We start from the raw sequence: 16,080 nt of genomic DNA on the forward strand, positions 1-16,080 counted from the left end.
AAGCCTGCCCTCTCGCCGAGGACGCCATCGAGAAGTCCCGCACTACTTCCCGCCGACGTCCTGCCAGGCGTGAGACTCCAGCGCGAGAGTCCCGTATGCCTTCCTGTGTCATGAAAGAGGGCTTTGCTCGTGCTTGAGCATGCACGCCGTCTCCTGGACAACCCTGACGTCGTCCTCATTTCCGGATACGCCCGGCTGCCGGACACCGTGGCAGGCCGACACCAGTACGAACGGCTCGGTGTCGTCTTGGCGGTAGAGCGGTCCACCGGCCGGATCGTGGCCGCAGACAGCACCCTGATCACCGAGCTGGCCCGGGAGTTCTTCCGCGTCCTCGTCGAAGGCCTGTCGATCTACGACGACCTCGCGGAGATCGTGCACCGCGTGCAGACCCGCTACGCGGGACAGTCCGGTGCCGCCCTAGCCACTGCGCTGCGCCGCTGCCTGGAGTCCGGGCTGCACCTGCGCACCACGCAGCGTGCGGGGGAGGACCGGCCGTGACCGCACCGCCTGCCCCGTCCTCCGCCCCACTTTCCGGGATGCTCGTCGCCGACCTGTCCCGGGTACTCGCCGGGCCCTACGCCACGATGCTGCTGGCCGACCTGGGCGCGGACGTGGTCAAAGTGGAGCATCCCGAGCGCGGGGACGACACCCGCGCATGGGGCCCGCCGTGGGCGGGCGACCAGTCCGCCTACTATCTCGCGCTCAACCGGGGCAAGCGGAGCCTGGCCGTCGACCTCAAAGACCCGGACGGGCTGGCCGCGGTGCGGACCCTGTGTGCGCGGGCCGACGTGGTCGTGCAGAACTTCCGGCCTGGCACGGCCGAACGGCTGGGCCTGGGGTATGCCGACGTGGCCGCCGACAACCCCGGGGTGGTCTACTGCTCGATCAGCGGGTTCGGTCCCGGGCACCTCCGCCCCGACCGTCCCGGGTTCGACGTGGTCATCCAAGGTGAGAGCGGTCTGATGAGCACCACGGGCACGCCGGAGGGCGGGCCCACCAAGATCGGGATCCCGCTCGCGGATGTGCTCACCGGCCTCAACGCCACCACCGCGGTCTGCGCGGCCCTGGTGCGGCGCGCCACTACGGGGCGCGGGGAGCACATCCACGTCTCGCTGCTCAACTCGGCGCTCTCCGCGCTCGTCCAAGTAGGCCAGTCTGCGCTGGTCACCGGGGCAGAACCGGAGCGGGTCGGGCACGCGCACCCGTCTATCGTCCCCTACCAGACGTTTCCCACTGCTGACGGCGACATCATCATCGCCGCCGGCAACGACGCGCTCTACCGCGCCCTGTGCACGGTCGTGGAGCGCCCCGACCTCGCCGAGGATCCGCGGTTCCGCCGCAACGCGGACCGGGTCGCGCACCGGGACATCCTCGTGGCGGAGCTCACCGCCGCTTTGGCGAAGCGCAGCGCCGAGGAGTGGACCGCGCTGTTGAGCGACGCCGGGGTGCCCGTGGGGAAGGTGCGCGGGGTGGCTGAAGCGCTCCGCACCGCCGACGCCTCCGGGGATGAGGCGACCATGACCGTCGACCACCCCGTGCTGGGCGCAGTGGAGCTGATCCGCCCCGGGTTCCGCTTCACCGGCGCAGCCCCGCAGCACGGTCCTGCCGTGCTGCCTCCCCCGCTGCTGGGGCAGCACTCGGTGGAAGTCCTCCGCGAGCTCGGCTTGTCGGAGGAGCGCATCACCGCCCTGGTGGAGCGCGGCACTGTCGTCCAGCACCCCGTCCACTGACCGCGCCATTCCGGCCAGTCGGTACCGTGCTGTTCTGCTGTCGCTGTCCGAATGTGTGGAGGAGTTGAGTTCTCGTGTCCACCAGTCACGGCCCTGCCGCCCCTGACCCGCTGGATTTTCTGGCCGTGGACTCTTCGCTCAGCGCGGAGGAGCGTGCTGTGCGCGACACGGTGCGCGAGTTCGGCCGTCGCGAGCTGCTGCCGCACGTCGCTGAATGGTTTGCGGCCGGCACAATCCCCGACCCGCACGGCCTAGCCCGGAAGTTCGGGCAGCTCGGCCTGCTCGGCATGCACTTGGACGGGTACGGGTGCCCGGGGGCGGGCGCGGTCGCCTACGGGCTGGCCTGCCGGGAGCTGGAAGCGGTCGACTCGGGGCTGCGCAGCTTCGTCTCCGTGCAGGGGTCGCTCGCCATGACCGCCATCCACCGCTACGGCTCGGAAGAACAGAAGCAGCAGTGGCTGCCCCGCATGGCCGCGGGGGAGGCGATCGGCTGCTTCGGCCTGACGGAACCGGACTCGGGGAGCGACCCCGGGGCGATGCGGACCCGGGCCCGCCGGGTGGGTGCTGACTGGGTGCTCACCGGCACCAAGATGTGGATCACCAACGGGTCAGTCGCCGACGTGGCCGTGGTGTGGGCGGGCACCGAAGAGGGGATCCGGGGGTTCCTCGTCCCCGCCGGCACCCCCGGGTTCACGGCCACGGTGATTGAACGCAAGCTCTCCCTGCGGGCGTCGATCACCGCCGCGCTCTCCTTGGACGAGGTCCGGCTCCCCGACTCCGCGCGGCTGCCGCTCGCAGCAGGGCTGCGCGCTCCCCTGTCGTGCCTGACCGAGGCCCGGTACGGCATCGTCTGGGGTGCGGCGGGCGCGGCCCGCGCCTGCTACGAGGCAGCACTGGAATACGCCACCTCCCGCGAACAGTTCGGCCAGCCCATCGCCGCGTTCCAGCTCACCCAGCGCAAACTCGCGGAGATGGTGGTGGACGTCAACCAGGCGTCGCTGACCGCCCTGCATTTGGGGCGGCTCAAAGAAGCGGGGGCATGCCACCACTACCAGGTGAGTTTCGGCAAACTCGCCAACGTGGCCGCGGCCCAGCGGGTAGCCGCCAAGGCCCGATCCGTGCACGGCGCCAACGGCATCACCTTGGACTACCCGGTGCTGCGGCACCTGCTGAACCTGGAGACGGTCGCCACCTACGAGGGCACGGAGGAGATCCACACGCTCAGCCTCGGCCAGGCGGTCACCGGAATCTCCGCGTTCCGGTAGCGGATTGCCCGGGTATGCCGCAGAGGCGAAGCATTCCACCACCCCCCACAATAGGGGTGTGAGAGGAAGGGGTGCGATGGAGCACGGGACGAAACGGTTCAGAATGACCCGGGTGCGGCGGGTCCTCAACGCCGTCATCGGCGGGGCGGTCGCCTACGGACTAGGCACTCGGGACCTGCATCTACTCACCACTCGAGGGGCGAAGACCGGGTTCCTCCGCACCGTTCCCGTCAGCGTGGTGGACAACACCGACGGCCGTTTCCTGGTCGCTCCCTACGGGGAGGTGGGCTGGGTGCGCAACCTCCGCAAAGAGGGGTATGCGACGCTGCGCCGCGGTGGCTGGATTGAGCTGATCAGCGTGGAAGAGGTCGGTCCGCAGCGGGCCGCCCCGGTCTTGCGGGACTACCTCAACCATCCTCGTGCTGCCGTCGTCGGCCCCTATTTCCGGGTCGGCCCGGACGCGTCCCTGGAAGAGTTCGAACGGGAGGCGGTGCACCACCCGGTCTTCGAGATCGTGCGCAGCACCGTGGTCCGGATCTGACCTTCCCCGGGTCCGGGCAGGGGTCTGCTGCCCCGGGCAGCAGCAGTGCGGCGTGCCACCGTGCCGCGCTTCCTTGCGGAGTGGCGGCACGGTCCGGCACACACTCCGCCTCTGTCCTCCGAAAGTAGTACGCGGTTTCCTTCCTCTTCCTGATGTGCCGGGGACCGCGGCCCCGCGATCATCGCGGTGTCACTTGCATGCGAGAGGGGCCGCTGACACATGACCGCAACGGAACACCGATCGACCGCGCTCGCCCACGATTCTCCTCCTGTCAGCCGTCTGCCGCTGCTCGATGTGCTGCGCGGGACGGCGATCCTCGGCACGCTCGCCACGAACGTGTGGCTGTTCACCGCCCCGCTGGGGGAGGTCACGCCGCTGTATTCCACCGAGTTGACGGTGTCGGCCTCCGGGGTCGGGCAGGTGGTGGAGAGCGTCTTCCGTTTCCTCGCCAACGGCAAGTTCCTTGCCCTGCTGGCCATCCTGTTCGGCGCTGGGCTCGCCATCCAATACGGTTCCGCGGCCCGCCGCGGCCGGCGCTGGCCGGGCACGTACCTGGCCCGAGCCCTGTTCCTGCTGGTGGAGGGGGCCCTCCACTTCGTGCTGGTGTTCGCGTGGGACGTGCTCATGGGGTATGCGGTGACCGGCCTGGTCGTCGCCTGGCTGCTCACCCGCTCTCCGCGGACGCGCCGCATCGTCCTGTGGACGGCGGCCACCGGGCACGTGCTGTTCATGACGCTGGTCACCGCGGCGCTGGCTACCGCCAACGTCCAGGAGCCGAGCGCCCGCGAAACCGCTGAGCTCACCGCGCTGTACGCCGAGGGAAGCTACCTGGAGCAGGTGCTGTTCCGCCTGGACCATGCGCTGCTGCTGCGCATCGAGCCGATCATCACTTTCGGGCTGCTGGTGGCGCTCTTCCTCATCGGCGTGGGCCTGCTGCGTGCCGGGGCGTTCCACCCGGACGTGTCCGGCCGACGGCTGCGGGTCCGGCTGGCCTGCTGGGGTCTGGGTGTGGGGCTTCCGCTGAACCTCGCCACCGCGCTCGGGGGTGCTGAGCTGTTCCTGCTCGACCGCTACGTGGCTGCCCCCGTGGTGGCGGTGGGCTACATCGGCCTGATCGGGGTCGTCGTGGACCGCCTGTCCAAATTCGGGGTGGTGGCGAACGCCTTCTCCGCCCTGGGCCGCACCGCTATGAGCGGCTACATCGCCCAGAACGTGGTGTGCGCCCTGCTGTGCTACGGGTTCGGGTTGGGGCTCGCGGCCCAGCTGGGCGGGGCCCAGCCGTGGTGGACGTTGGGCCTGTGGACCGCGGTCAGCCTGGGCCTGCTGGTCGGCGCTTCGCTGTGGCTGCGGCGCTTCCGGTACGGACCGCTGGAGTGGGTGCAGAAGTCCGTCGTCTCGCGGTTCACCGGCAGCCCGCGGCGTTGATCCGGCACCACCGTCGGTGGGGTCCCGTAACGGGGCCCCACCGGCGTTACGGCAGGAAACTCTGGATCAGGCGCCCACGGCAGCCTTGAGAGCGTCGACGCGGTCGGTGCGCTCCCAGGTGAAGTCGGGCAGCTCCCGGCCGAAGTGGCCGTAGACCGAGGTCTGGGAGTAGATGGGGCGCAGCAGGTCCAGGTCGCGGATGATCGCGGCGGGACGCAGGTCGAAGACCTCCAGCACCGCCTTCTCCAACTGCTCCGGGGCGACCTTCTCGGTGCCGAAGGTCTCCAGGAACACGCCGACCGGGTGGGCTTTGCCGATCGCGTAGGCGACCTGGACTTCGACTCGGTCGGCGAGCCCGGCGGCGACGATGTTCTTCGCGACCCAGCGGGTGGCGTACGCGGCGGAGCGGTCCACCTTGGACGGGTCCTTGCCGGAGAACGCGCCACCGCCGTGGCGGGCGTAGCCGCCGTAGGTGTCGACGATGATCTTGCGGCCGGTCAGCCCGGCGTCACCCATCGGGCCGCCGATCTCGAACCGTCCGGTGGGGTTGACGAGCAGCCGGTAGTTGTCGGCCTCCAGGTTGTAGCGGGCCACTACCGGGTCGACCACGTGCTCCTTGATGTCCGGGGTGAGCAGTTCCCGCAGGTCGATGTCGGGCGCGTGCTGGCTGGAGACCACCACGGTGTCCAACCGGACGGGCCGGTTCCCGTCGTACTCCACGGTGACCTGGGTCTTGCCGTCGGGCCGCAGGTAGGGGATGGTCCCGTCGCGGCGCACTTCAGCGAGTCGCTGCGACAGGGCGTGGGCCAGCGTGATCGGCAGCGGCATCAGCTCCGGGGTCTCGTTGTTGGCGTAGCCGAACATGAGGCCTTGGTCGCCTGCGCCCTGCCGGTCGAGGTCGTCGAAGATCTCTTCCTCCCGGGCCTCGTAGGCGTTGTCGACGCCCTGGGCGATGTCGGGTGACTGCCCGCCGATCGACACGGACACTCCGCAGGAGGCGCCGTCGAACCCCTTGGCCGAGGAGTCGTAGCCGATCTCCAGGATCTTCTCGCGGATGATGGTGGGAATGTCGACGTAGGTGGATGTGGTCACTTCGCCGGCGACGTGGACCAGGCCGGTCGTGATGAGGGTCTCCACCGCGACCCGGCTGTGGGGGTCATCCCTGAGCATCGAGTCGAGGATCGCGTCACTGATCTGGTCAGCGATCTTGTCGGGGTGGCCTTCGGTGACCGACTCGGAGGTGAAAAGTCGACGGGACACGGTGTAGGACTCCTTGCAGCGGCTGCTGGCTGACTTGTCGGTGCCGGCCGGTCCGGGGGCCCGGGAGAGCGCCTCGGCTGTTCCCGACCGACGCAGTTGGTTTACTGGTTCACTGTAGTGGGGATCAGCACATGCCGGACCGATTGTGCGGGTCGGATTGTGGATCGTGGCGCACTTCTCGCGCGCCCGGCTCCCGGCAAACCTCCTCCGGAGCTGGCCGAGCTATTGTGCTACCGCCCAGTATCAGGGGTTTTGCTCACGGAGCCAAGACGTTCCACGACAAGATCCCATACCCGGTCGGCAAGGTTTTCCTTAGGACCGCGGGGGATCTCCACGGCTCGGCCGTCCCGGTCGAGGACCACCGCCTCGTTGTCCGGGGTGCCGAACGCGATCCCCTCTCCGACCTGGTTGACCACGATCAGGTCGCACCCCTTGCGCTGGAGCTTATCGCGGCCGTAGGCGACCGCGTTCTCCGTTTCCGCGGCGAAGCCGACGATGACCTGGTCCTTGCGGGGGCGGTTCCGGCTGAGTTCCGCGAGAATGTCCGGGTTCTCTACGAGGGTAATCGTGGGGGGCGGTCCCCCGGTCTTCTTGATCTTCCCGGCGGCCTTCGTGTCGGGGCGGAAGTCGGCGACCGCGGCAGCCATGACGACCGCGTCGGCGTCGGCAGCCGCAGCCAGCACTGCTTCGCGCATCTCCACAGCCGAGGTGACCGGAATCACGTCGGCTCCTGCCGGGGCGGGAAGCGCCACGTTCGCAGAGACGAGGGTGACGCGGGCGCCGCGCGCCACCGCGGTAGCGGCCAGTGCGTACCCTTGCCGCCCGCTCGACCGGTTCCCCAGGAAGCGGACCGGGTCGAGGGCCTCCCGCGTCCCGCCCGCGGAGACCACCACGTGCCGCCCGGTCAGGTCCGCGGCGAGCGTGCCGCGGGCGAGCACCCTGCGGGCCACGTCGAACAGCTCGGCGGGCTCCGGCAGCCGTCCTTTGCCGGTGTCGGCCCCGGTCAGCCGTCCCGTCGCCGGTTCCAGCACGATCGCTCCGCGCGCGCGGAGCGTGGCGACATTCTGCTGGGTGGCCGGGTGCTCCCACATCTCGGTGTGCATGGCGGGAGCGAACACGACCGGACAGCGCGCGGTGAGCAGCGTGTTGGTCAGCAGGTCGTCGGCCATGCCGTGGGCGGCGCGGGCGAGCAGGTCGGCGGTGGCGGGAGCCACGAAGACGAGGTCTGCCTGCTGTCCCAGCCGCACGTGGGGGACTTCGTGCACGTCCTGCCACACCTCGGTGGCGACCGGCTGGCCGGAGAGCGCCGCCCAGGTGGGCTCGCCCACGAAGCGGAGCGCGTCCCGGGTGGGGACCACCCGGACGTGGTGCCCGGACTCGGTGAGACGGCGCAGCAGTTCGCAGACCTTGTAGGCGGCGATCCCCCCGCCTACACCGAGAACGACCCGGGGTGCGCGCTGAGCCGCCATCGGTGGCACCGTCCCTTCTTGTCGCTGCACAACTAGTTCGGCTTCCCGCCGACCGTGACCTTATCCACCGCCCGTCTGGCGGAAACGGGCGGGGTGAGGTTCTCCGGTCGGGGGAAGCCGGCAGCGGGTACGGCTACGCTTCCTCCTGGGTTTCCGCGGTCAGGAGTCCTTCCCGGATCTCGCGCAGCGCAATGGACAGGGGCTTCTCCTGGGGCTGCGTCTCGACGAGCGGGCCCACGTACTCCAGCAGCCCCTCGCCCAGCTGGGCGTAGTAGGCGTTGATCTGCCGGGCCCGCTTGGCAGCCATGGTGACAAGGCTGTACTTGCTGTCGACGACCTCGAGGAGCTCGTCGATCGGCGGGTTGGTAATGCCTTCGGCAACAGGTGGTGTACCAGCCAAGGTGCCTAACCCCTCGACGATCGGTCGGCCCCGCGCGCACAGCGCGGCGGCCGGGAGTGCGGACGGAAGAAGGTTGCGAGGCGCGGACCGCTCCAGCGGTCCCGTGCCTGGAGTGGTCAGGCCGAGCGCCCCGGGACGCGCCTGGTCACTGTGTTGACGGCGCAGCTATCAAAGCTAGCAGTTCGTCGCAGACTTCGTGTACTGACGTGTTGACCAGGGTGACGTCGAATTCTTTTTCGGCGGCGAGTTCGATGCGGGCGGTCTCCAACCGGCGCTGGATGACCTCGGGGGATTCGGTGCCGCGCCCGGTGAGTCTGCGGACCAGCTCCTCCCAGGACGGCGGGGCGAGGAACACCAGGAACGCGTCGGGCATGTTGGCGCGCACCTGGCGTGCGCCGTTGAGATCGATCTCCAGCAGCACGGGCTGTCCGGCGGCGAGCCGCTTGAGCACCGGTTCGCGGGGGGTGCCGTAGCGGTTGCCGGCGAACTCGGCCCACTCCAGCAGTTCGTTCTCGGCAACCAGCCGGTCGAACTCGGCGTCGTCGACGAAGTAGTACTCGACCCCGTCGGTCTCGCCGGGACGCGGGGGCCGCGTGGTGACCGACACCGAGAGCCACACTTCGGGACGGCGGCGGCGCAGCTCTTTGACGACGGTGCTCTTTCCTACCCCGGAGGGACCAGACAGGACTGTGAGACGTTTCGGCTGGTCGTTACCGGCTCCGGACTCAACAGGCACTGATTCTCCGATTCCCGGCTCCCGCTGCGCACGGGATGGACGGTGGTTCGTCGCCGCGGCTTCGCGCCGCGGTGGATCTTTTTATACCAGTTCAACGGGGACCGGCTCGTCACCGCCGTGCAGCGACGAGCCGGTCCACACAGTAGCGGCGCGCACAGTGGGCGCGCCGTAGCTCCCCTGAACTACTGGCCGCCGAATTCGCTTTCCAGCGCGGCACGCTGGTTGGCGCCCAGGCCGCGGATCCGCCGCGACTCGGCGATGTTGAGCCGCTCCATGATCTGCTTGGCGCGGACTTTGCCTACGCCGGGGAGCGACTCGAGCAGGGCGGAGACCTTCATCTTGCCGATGACCTCGTTGGTCTGGCCGAGCTTGAGGACCTCGGTCAGCGAGATACCGCCGTGCTTGAGGCGGTGCTTGACCTCCGCGCGCTCTTTTCTGGCCTTCGCGGCCTTCTCAAGAGCCGCGGCGCGCTGTTCAGGAGTGAGGGGAGGAAGGGCCACGCCGGGTCACCTCGGTTTTCTCTCGTTTTCAGAGGGCGGACGCCTGCGCAAGTTAGTAGGTTCCGCCCCTCTTCGGCAACGCAAAGGCGCTTTTCATGCGCTATTTCCTTCAAGGAATTACGCTAAGCACCCTACCAATTACCCAATGTCGTCAATTTGTAGGTTTTCTGCCTGCTTGACAATCCGGACAGAGCCCCGGACACCACTGACGACATTGACGTGAGGTTCGCCACATCAACGCCAGAAAACCGTATTTCGGACGAAGAAACCGGGAACCGATGGATGACCGTAACAGATCCTGGCCGGTCAGGAGGGGGACGCCCCGGTTTTTTGGAGCTCTGCGGCGAGCGCCGCAGCCGCCGCCCCCGGATCCGGTGCGCGGGTAATGGGCCGTCCGATGACCAGCAGGTCCGCCCCGGCCGCCAGCGCCGCCTCGGGAGTCGCCACCCGCGCCTGGTCCCCCTGGGCGGCCCCGGCCGGCCGCACCCCCGGGGTGATGAGCGTGACGTCCGGGCCGACCTCGGCGCGGACCATAGCCGCCTCCTGCGGGGAGCACACCAAGGCCCGGGCCCCCGCCTCCACTGCGAGCACCGCAAGCCGGCGCACCGCCTCCCTCGCCGGGCCGCGCATCCCCACCGCGCCGAGCGCGGCCTCGTCCAGCGACGTCAGCACGGTCACCGCGGCGATCCGCGTCTCGGGTGCCGCCTCCACCGCGGCGCGGACCATGTCGGCGCCTCCGGCCGCATGCACGGTGAGGAACGCCGGAGCAAGCCCGGCCACCGATCGGGCAGCGCCCGCGACCGTGGCGGGGATGTCGTGCAGTTTCAGGTCGAGGAACAGCGCGGTCTCCCGCGCACCGCGCACGGCCTCCACAACCGCGGGCCCGTAGCGCAGGTACAGCTCCAGCCCGACTTTCAGGGTGCTGACGTGCGGGGCGACCGCGGCGGCCCAGCGGGAAGCGGTCTCCACATCCGGGGCGTCGAGCGCGACGGCGATGGGTGCGGCCAACAGTGGTCCTCCTTCGTGTCGTGGTTGTTTTCCGCGTCCCGCCGCACGCGGCAGGGCACGGAACAGGCGCGCCGCTGGATACGGCGCTCCGGCCTCCTAGCGCATCGGGCGCGGCGGACGGCAGCAGTCCGCCCGGGACACCGTATGCCGCATCCCGACCGCGTGCCGCAGAGAACCCGCTCAACGCGTTCTCTGCGGCACGGCATCCGGCGGCAGAGGAAAAAACTCGCGCGCAGCAGCGCAGGACGTTACCGCGCGTTTCAGCGCGGTGTGGGTGCCCGCCACGCCGGGGGAAGCGGCAGGCCGCTCATCCCGCGGCCACGCCGAGGCCTCCCATCCCGTGGTGGGCGGCCCCGATCAGCGACTCGACCCGCTCCACTCCCCGGTCGATCAGCTCCCGCTCCAGTTCCCGCAGCACGCGCATGCACGCCGAAGGGTCGTGGAAGAGCGCGGTCCCGACCGCTACTGCGCTCGCCCCGGCTAGCAGGAACTCCAGCGCGTCCCGGCCGGTGCCGATCCCGCCCATCCCGATGATGGGCACCTCCGGGTATGCGGCATGCACCTGGTAGACGCAGGCGACCGCGATCGGCCGGATCGCGGGACCGGACAGGCCGCCCATCCCCCCGGCCACGGCGGGACGCATCGTGTCGACGTCGATGACCATGCCCCGCACCGTGTTGACGAGGGCCAGCCCGTCGGCGCCCGCAGCCACGCACTTGCCGGCGAGCGCCACCAGGTCGGCGACGTCCGGGGAGAGTTTCGCGAACACCGGGATGTCGGACCGTGCGGTCTCCCGCACCGCCGCCACCACCTGGGCTGCGGCCTCGGGGTCCGCGGTGAAATGCTCGCCCCCGCGGCTCAAGTCCGGGCTGGACAGGTTCACTTCGATCGCGGTGACCCCGGGAGCTTCGGAGAGCCGCTGGGCGAGCGTGACGTACTCGTCGACACTCCCCCCGGCCACCGACACCACGGCACGCGCCCCGCGGGAGAGCAGCCACGGCAGGTCCCGCTGCACGAACACGTCGATGCCTGGCCCCTGCAAGCCAACCGTGCTGAGCACCCCGCTCGGGGTCTCGGCGATACGCGGCGCAGGCCAGCCGGCCCGCGGCTCCACGGTGACCGACTTGGTGACCACCGCGCCGATCCGCGCAATGTCGAAGAACCGCGCCAGCTCCCGCCCGGCCCCGGCGCATCCGGCCGCGGTCACCACCGGGTTGGCCAGCTCCAGTTCCCCCAGCCTGACCCGCAGATCGGGAATCATCGCCGCTGTCTCCGCCACCGTCTCCGCGTCCAAGGGCATCGTCACTCACCCAGCCTCGCGGGCCTGGTCCTCGACGCTCCGCGCCTTCCAGCCAGGGGCTCCTAGAGCGTCGAACGGAACTGTACCGACGTCGTCGAACCGCACCCGCTCGCCCCGGAACACGGGGCCGTCCACGCAGGCGCGCGCCATCCGGGTGATCCCGTCCTCGCCGACCACCGGGACCACGCACGACATGCAGATCCCGGTGCCGCAGGCCATGGTCTCCTCCACGGACACCTGGATCGGGATGCCGTAGTGCATCGCGATCGCAGTGACTTCGCGCAGCATCGGCATCGGGCCGCACGCGTACACCACGTCGGAGTAGGCTTCCTCGATCACCTGGGCGAGCACGTCGGTGACCCGGCCCTTGGTGCCCAGCGAACCGTCGTCGGTGGTGAAAGTCGCGGTCTCCGCGATCCGGCGCGCGGTCATCGCGTTGAACACCCGTGAGGCGGTGGCCCCGCCCAGGACGAAGTCCACGCGGCAGCCGCGCCGCCGCAGCGCGTGGGCGAGCGGGAACAGCGGGACACTGCCGGAGCCGCCGCCGACGAGGACGCAGTTGACCGGGTCGCGCGGCAGCGGGAACGGCCGCCCCAGCGGGCCGATGATGTCGAGCAGGTCGCGGGAGCGCCGCTCCGCCAGCCAGGCGGTCCCCTTGCCGCGCACCGTGAACAGGAACTCCACGGTGCCGCCGTAGTCGGGTTTGACCTCGTGGATCGCGAACATCCGCCGGGTGAGCATGGCGGAGTGCTCGCCGCCGACCGCCACAGCCACGAACTGCCCTGACCGGAACCGCTCCGCAATCCCCGGAGCGACCACCGTGATGGCGTGGTAGGCGTCCACCTGCCGCACCGTCAGTACCGGGCTGCTCATCTGCACCGGCCGCACGTCACTCACTGAGAGGGTCCCCTCCCGGTCTCCACCATCGCTTCGAGCGCTTCCCGGACGTCGTTGCGACGGGCCGCGAGGGGGCCCGCGGAGAAACCCCGCTCCCCGGGCGCTCGCTGTCCCATTGTTCCGCAACCGGCTGCCCCTCGGGGACGGGAATGCCCGCCCGCCCCGAGGGGCAGCGGTCGACCCTACGCGGTCGCCTGCGATGCGTCGCGCAGCCGCTGGGCGTGCTCCTGGAGCGAACGCACCTGGATCCTGCCGTTGACCAGCGACTCGATGGCTTGCACGGCGGCGGCCAGGCCTTGGACCGTGGTCACGCTGGGCACGCCGCGCGCCACTGCGGCGGTGCGGATCTCGTAGCCGTCCAGGCGCGGTCCGGACTGGCCGGGGCCGCCGAACGGCGTGTTGACGATGAGATCCACTTCACCGTTGTGGATGCGCTGCACAATGGTCGGCTCCCCGTCCGGTCCAGGCCCTTCGCTGTGCTTGCGCACCACGCGGGCCTGCACCCCGTGGCGGCGCAGCGCCAGCGCGGTGCCTTCCGTGGCCAGGATCTCGAACCCGAGGTCGGCCAGCCGCCGGACCGGGAAGATCATGGTGCGCTTGTCGCGGTTGGCCACGGAGACGAACACGGTTCCCGACGTGGGGAACGTGCCGTAGGTGGCCAGTTGGGACTTGGCGAACGCGGTGCCGAAGTCCACGTCCAAGCCCATGACTTCACCGGTGGAGCGCATCTCCGGGCCCAGGACGGTGTCCACGCCCTGGCCGTGGCGGTCAATGAAGCGGTTGAACGGCAGGACCGCTTCCTTGACGGCGACCGGTGCGTCCGGGGGCAGAGTGCCGCCGTCGCCGTGCCGCGGCAGCAGGCCCTCGTCGCGCAGCTCCTGGATGGTCGCCCCCAGCATGATCCGGGCTGCAGCCTTGGCCAGGGGGACCGCGGTGGCCTTGGACACGAACGGCACGGTGCGCGACGCCCGCGGGTTGGCTTCGAGCACGTAGAGTTCGCCGGCGGAGAGCGCGTACTGCACGTTGATCAGGCCGCGCACCCCCACCCCGGCGGCGATGGCCTCCGTGGAGTAGCGGATGCGTTCAATGTCCTCCTGGCCCAGGGTGATCGCGGGCAGAGCGCAGGCGGAGTCGCCGGAGTGGATGCCCGCCTCCTCGATGTGCTCCATGACACCGCCCAGGTACAGTTCGGTGCCGTCGTAGAGGGCGTCCACGTCGATCTCGATGGCTTCGTCGAGGAAGCGGTCCACCAGCACCGGGTGTTCGGCACTGACTTCCGCGTTGCGCTCGATGTAGTCGGCGAGCATGGCCTCGTTGTAGACGATCTCCATGCCGCGGCCGCCGAGCACGTAGGAGGGGCGGACCAGCACCGGGTAGCCGATCTCTTCGGCGATGGCCCGGGCTTCGTCGAAGGACTGGGCGGTGCCGTGCTTGGGGGCGGGCAGCCCGGCTTTGGCCAGGACCCGGCCGAACTCGCCGCGGTCTTCGGCCAGGTCGATCGCCTCGGGGCTGGTGCCCACGATCGGCACCCCGGCTTCTTTGAGCTTCTTGGCCAGGCCGAGCGGGGTCTGGCCGCCCAGTTGCACGATCACGCCGACGACTTCGCCGGTCTGCTGTTCGGCGCGCACCACTTCGAGCACGTCTTCCAGGGTCAGCGGCTCGAAGTACAGCCGGTCGCTGGTGTCGTAGTCGGTGGAGACCGTCTCAGGGTTGCAGTTGACCATGACGGTCTCGTAGCCGGCCTCCGACAGGGCGAAGGACGCGTGGACGCAGCTGTAGTCGAACTCCACGCCCTGGCCGATCCGGTTGGGTCCGGAGCCGAGGATGATGACCTTGGGCTTGCTGCTGGGCGGGACCTCGGTCTCCTCGTCGTAGCTGGAGTACAGGTAGGGCGTGGTCGCGGGGAACTCGGCGGCGCAGGTGTCCACGGCCAGGTAGACCGGGTGCACGTCGAGGGCGTCGCGCAGCTCCCGCACGACTTCTTCGGAGCGGCCGGTGATCTCGCCGATCTGCGCGTCGGAGAAGCCTAGCTGTTTGGCGGAGCGCAGCAGGTCCGCGTCGAGGCGGGGCGCGGCGGCGAGTTCGCGGGCCTTCTCGTCCAACCGGAGGATCTGGTCGAGGAACCACGGGTCGATCTTGGTGGCCTCGTGGAGTTCCGCGACCGTGGCCCCGGCCCGCAGGGCCTGCTGGACTTGGCGCAGCCGGTGTTCGCTGGGGGTCCGGACCGCCCGCAGCAGCTCCTCTTTGTCCCCGGGGTCTCCTGTCCAGGTGAAGGAGCTGCCTTTCTTCTCCAGCGACCGCATGGCCTTCTGCAGCGCTTCGGGGAAGGACCGGCCGATCGCCATGACTTCGCCGACCGACTTCATGGTGGTGGTCAGGCCGGAGTCGGCGCCGGGGAACTTCTCGAACGCGAACCGCGGCACTTTGACGACGACGTAGTCCAGGGTCGGCTCGAAGCTGGCCAGCGTCTTGGCGGTGATGTCGTTGGTGATCTCGTCGAGGGTGTAGCCGACGGCGAGCTTGGCCGCGATCTTCGCGATGGGGAACCCGGTGGCTTTGGACGCCAGCGCCGAGGACCGGGAGACGCGCGGGTTCATCTCGATGACGATGGTCCGCCCGGTCTCGGGGTGGACCGCGAACTGGATGTTGCAGCCGCCGGTGTCGACCCCGACTTCGCGGATGATGGCGATCCCCAGGTCGCGCAGCCGCTGGTATTCGCGGTCGGTGAGCGTCATCGCGGGGGCGACCGTGATGGAGTCGCCGGTGTGCACGCCCATGGGGTCGAGGTTCTCGATGGAGCAGACGACGATCACGTTGTCGTTGGCGTCGCGCATCAGCTCCAGCTCGTATTCCTTCCAGCCGAGGATGGACTCCTCAAGGAGCACCTCGGTGGTCGGGGAGAGCGCGAGCCCCTGCCCCGCGATGCGGCGCAGCTCCTCCTCGTTGTGGGCGAACCCGGAGCCGGCGCCGCCCAGGGTGAAGGAGGGGCGGACCACGACCGGATAGTTCAGTTCTTCGGCGGCGGCCAGGCACTCTTCGATGGAGTGGCAGATCACCGAGCGGGCCGACTCGCCACCGACCCGCTCCACGACGCGTTTGAAGCTGTCGCGGTCTTCCCCGGCCTGGATGGCGTCGATGTTGGCGCCGATCAGTTCGACCCCGTACTTGTCGAGCACCCCGGCCTCGTGCAGCGCCACCGCGGTGTTGAGCGCGGTCTGGCCGCCCAGGGTGGGCAGCAGCGCATCGGGACGCTCCTTGGCGATGATCTTCTCGACCATCTCCGGGGTGATGGGTTCCACGTAGGTGGCGTCCGCGAATTCGGGGTCGGTCATGATCGTGGCCGGGTTGGAGTTGACCAGGATCACCCGCAGCCCTTCGGCTTTGAGCACCCGGCACGCCTGAGTGCCCGAGTAGTCGAATTCGCACGCCTGGCCGATGACGATCGGCCCGGAGCCGATCACGAGCACAGACGAAAGATCAGTACGGCGCGGCATAGTCGTCGGTATTCCTCAGGTATCGCAAATCACGTCAGGGGTGGCGGCCCGCCAG

At 69.7% G+C, this 16,080-nt stretch carries 14 protein-coding genes; 5 read left to right on the plus strand and 9 right to left on the minus strand.

What is annotated here, in order from left to right:
* The first annotated feature begins 123 nt into the window (after positions 1-123).
* The 5 genes from CW348_RS03055 to CW348_RS03075 all read left to right on the plus strand — a co-directional run bounded on the left by CW348_RS03055 (position 124) and on the right by CW348_RS03075 (position 4,961).
* Positions 124-498, plus strand: coding sequence for a DUF3870 domain-containing protein (locus tag CW348_RS03055; protein WP_016188475.1), 375 nt, complete (start codon positions 124-126; stop codon positions 496-498).
* The gene (locus CW348_RS03060; protein WP_011291516.1) at positions 495-1,730 is read left to right on the plus strand and encodes a CaiB/BaiF CoA-transferase family protein; all 1,236 of its coding nucleotides are present in this window, start codon (positions 495-497) and stop codon (positions 1,728-1,730) included. Before CW348_RS03055 ends, CW348_RS03060 begins: the two co-directional genes overlap by 4 nt.
* Positions 1,731-1,804: 74 nt before the next feature.
* Positions 1,805-2,995 (plus strand): acyl-CoA dehydrogenase family protein, encoded by a 1,191-nt coding sequence (locus tag CW348_RS03065; RefSeq protein WP_011291515.1) that lies wholly within the window; start codon positions 1,805-1,807, stop codon positions 2,993-2,995.
* A gap of 76 nt (positions 2,996-3,071) precedes the next feature.
* Positions 3,072-3,536, plus strand: a complete 465-nt coding sequence (locus CW348_RS03070; protein ID WP_011291514.1) for a nitroreductase/quinone reductase family protein — start codon at positions 3,072-3,074, stop codon at positions 3,534-3,536.
* A 219-nt stretch (positions 3,537-3,755) separates the two neighbouring features.
* On the plus strand, positions 3,756-4,961 hold the full coding sequence (locus CW348_RS03075) for a DUF418 domain-containing protein (protein WP_011291513.1): 1,206 nt from the start codon (positions 3,756-3,758) through the stop codon (positions 4,959-4,961).
* 66 nt (positions 4,962-5,027) lie between these two features.
* Here CW348_RS03075 and metK read toward each other — a convergent pair whose 3' ends face one another.
* From metK to carB, 9 genes are all read right to left on the minus strand, one after another.
* On the minus strand, positions 5,028-6,221 hold the full coding sequence (gene metK / locus CW348_RS03080) for a methionine adenosyltransferase (RefSeq protein ID WP_011291512.1): 1,194 nt from the start codon (positions 6,219-6,221) through the stop codon (positions 5,028-5,030).
* 230 nt (positions 6,222-6,451) lie between these two features.
* The gene (gene coaBC / locus CW348_RS03085; protein ID WP_016188474.1) at positions 6,452-7,690 is read right to left on the minus strand and encodes a bifunctional phosphopantothenoylcysteine decarboxylase/phosphopantothenate--cysteine ligase CoaBC; all 1,239 of its coding nucleotides are present in this window, start codon (positions 7,688-7,690) and stop codon (positions 6,452-6,454) included.
* A 133-nt stretch (positions 7,691-7,823) separates the two neighbouring features.
* Positions 7,824-8,090 carry a DNA-directed RNA polymerase subunit omega gene (rpoZ, locus tag CW348_RS03090; protein ID WP_011291510.1) on the minus strand — a complete coding sequence of 89 codons (267 nt, stop codon included), beginning with the start codon at positions 8,088-8,090 and terminating at the stop codon, positions 7,824-7,826.
* Between the two features lie 145 nt (positions 8,091-8,235).
* A complete protein-coding gene (gene gmk / locus CW348_RS03095) occupies positions 8,236-8,826 on the minus strand; it encodes a guanylate kinase (protein WP_011291509.1) in 591 nt (196 codons plus the stop codon).
* Between the two features lie 182 nt (positions 8,827-9,008).
* On the minus strand, positions 9,009-9,326 hold the full coding sequence (mihF, locus tag CW348_RS03100) for an integration host factor, actinobacterial type (protein ID WP_011291508.1): 318 nt from the start codon (positions 9,324-9,326) through the stop codon (positions 9,009-9,011).
* A gap of 306 nt (positions 9,327-9,632) precedes the next feature.
* A complete protein-coding gene (gene pyrF / locus CW348_RS03105; protein WP_104612580.1) occupies positions 9,633-10,334 on the minus strand; it encodes an orotidine-5'-phosphate decarboxylase in 702 nt (233 codons plus the stop codon).
* Between the two features lie 307 nt (positions 10,335-10,641).
* Positions 10,642-11,595, minus strand: coding sequence for a dihydroorotate dehydrogenase (locus CW348_RS03110; protein ID WP_038043548.1), 954 nt, complete (start codon positions 11,593-11,595; stop codon positions 10,642-10,644).
* 45 nt (positions 11,596-11,640) lie between these two features.
* Positions 11,641-12,531 carry a dihydroorotate dehydrogenase electron transfer subunit gene (locus CW348_RS03115; protein ID WP_011291505.1) on the minus strand — a complete coding sequence of 297 codons (891 nt, stop codon included), beginning with the start codon at positions 12,529-12,531 and terminating at the stop codon, positions 11,641-11,643.
* 182 nt (positions 12,532-12,713) lie between these two features.
* Complete coding sequence (carB, locus tag CW348_RS03120) at positions 12,714-16,025, minus strand: carbamoyl-phosphate synthase large subunit (protein WP_011291504.1); 3,312 nt, start codon at positions 16,023-16,025, stop codon at positions 12,714-12,716.
* Positions 16,026-16,080 lie beyond the last annotated feature (55 nt).

Origin of the sequence: Thermobifida sp. (genome assembly GCF_017577275.1) — a bacterium.
Taxonomy (GTDB): Bacteria; Actinomycetota; Actinomycetes; order Streptosporangiales; family Streptosporangiaceae; genus Thermobifida; species Thermobifida fusca.

What these genes read in the sequence shown, in the direction of transcription:
- CW348_RS03070 (WP_011291514.1), top strand. Translation starts at nt 3,072, where the DNA reads ATGGAGCACGGGACGAAACGGTTCAGAATGACCCGGGTGCGGCGGGTC.
- carB (WP_011291504.1), bottom strand. Translation starts at nt 16,025, where the DNA reads ATGCCGCGCCGTACTGATCTTTCGTCTGTGCTCGTGATCGGCTCCGGG.
- CW348_RS03110 (WP_038043548.1), bottom strand. Translation starts at nt 11,595, where the DNA reads ATGATTCCCGATCTGCGGGTCAGGCTGGGGGAACTGGAGCTGGCCAAC.
- coaBC (WP_016188474.1), bottom strand. Translation starts at nt 7,690, where the DNA reads ATGGCGGCTCAGCGCGCACCCCGGGTCGTTCTCGGTGTAGGCGGGGGG.
- CW348_RS03075 (WP_011291513.1), top strand. Translation starts at nt 3,756, where the DNA reads ATGACCGCAACGGAACACCGATCGACCGCGCTCGCCCACGATTCTCCT.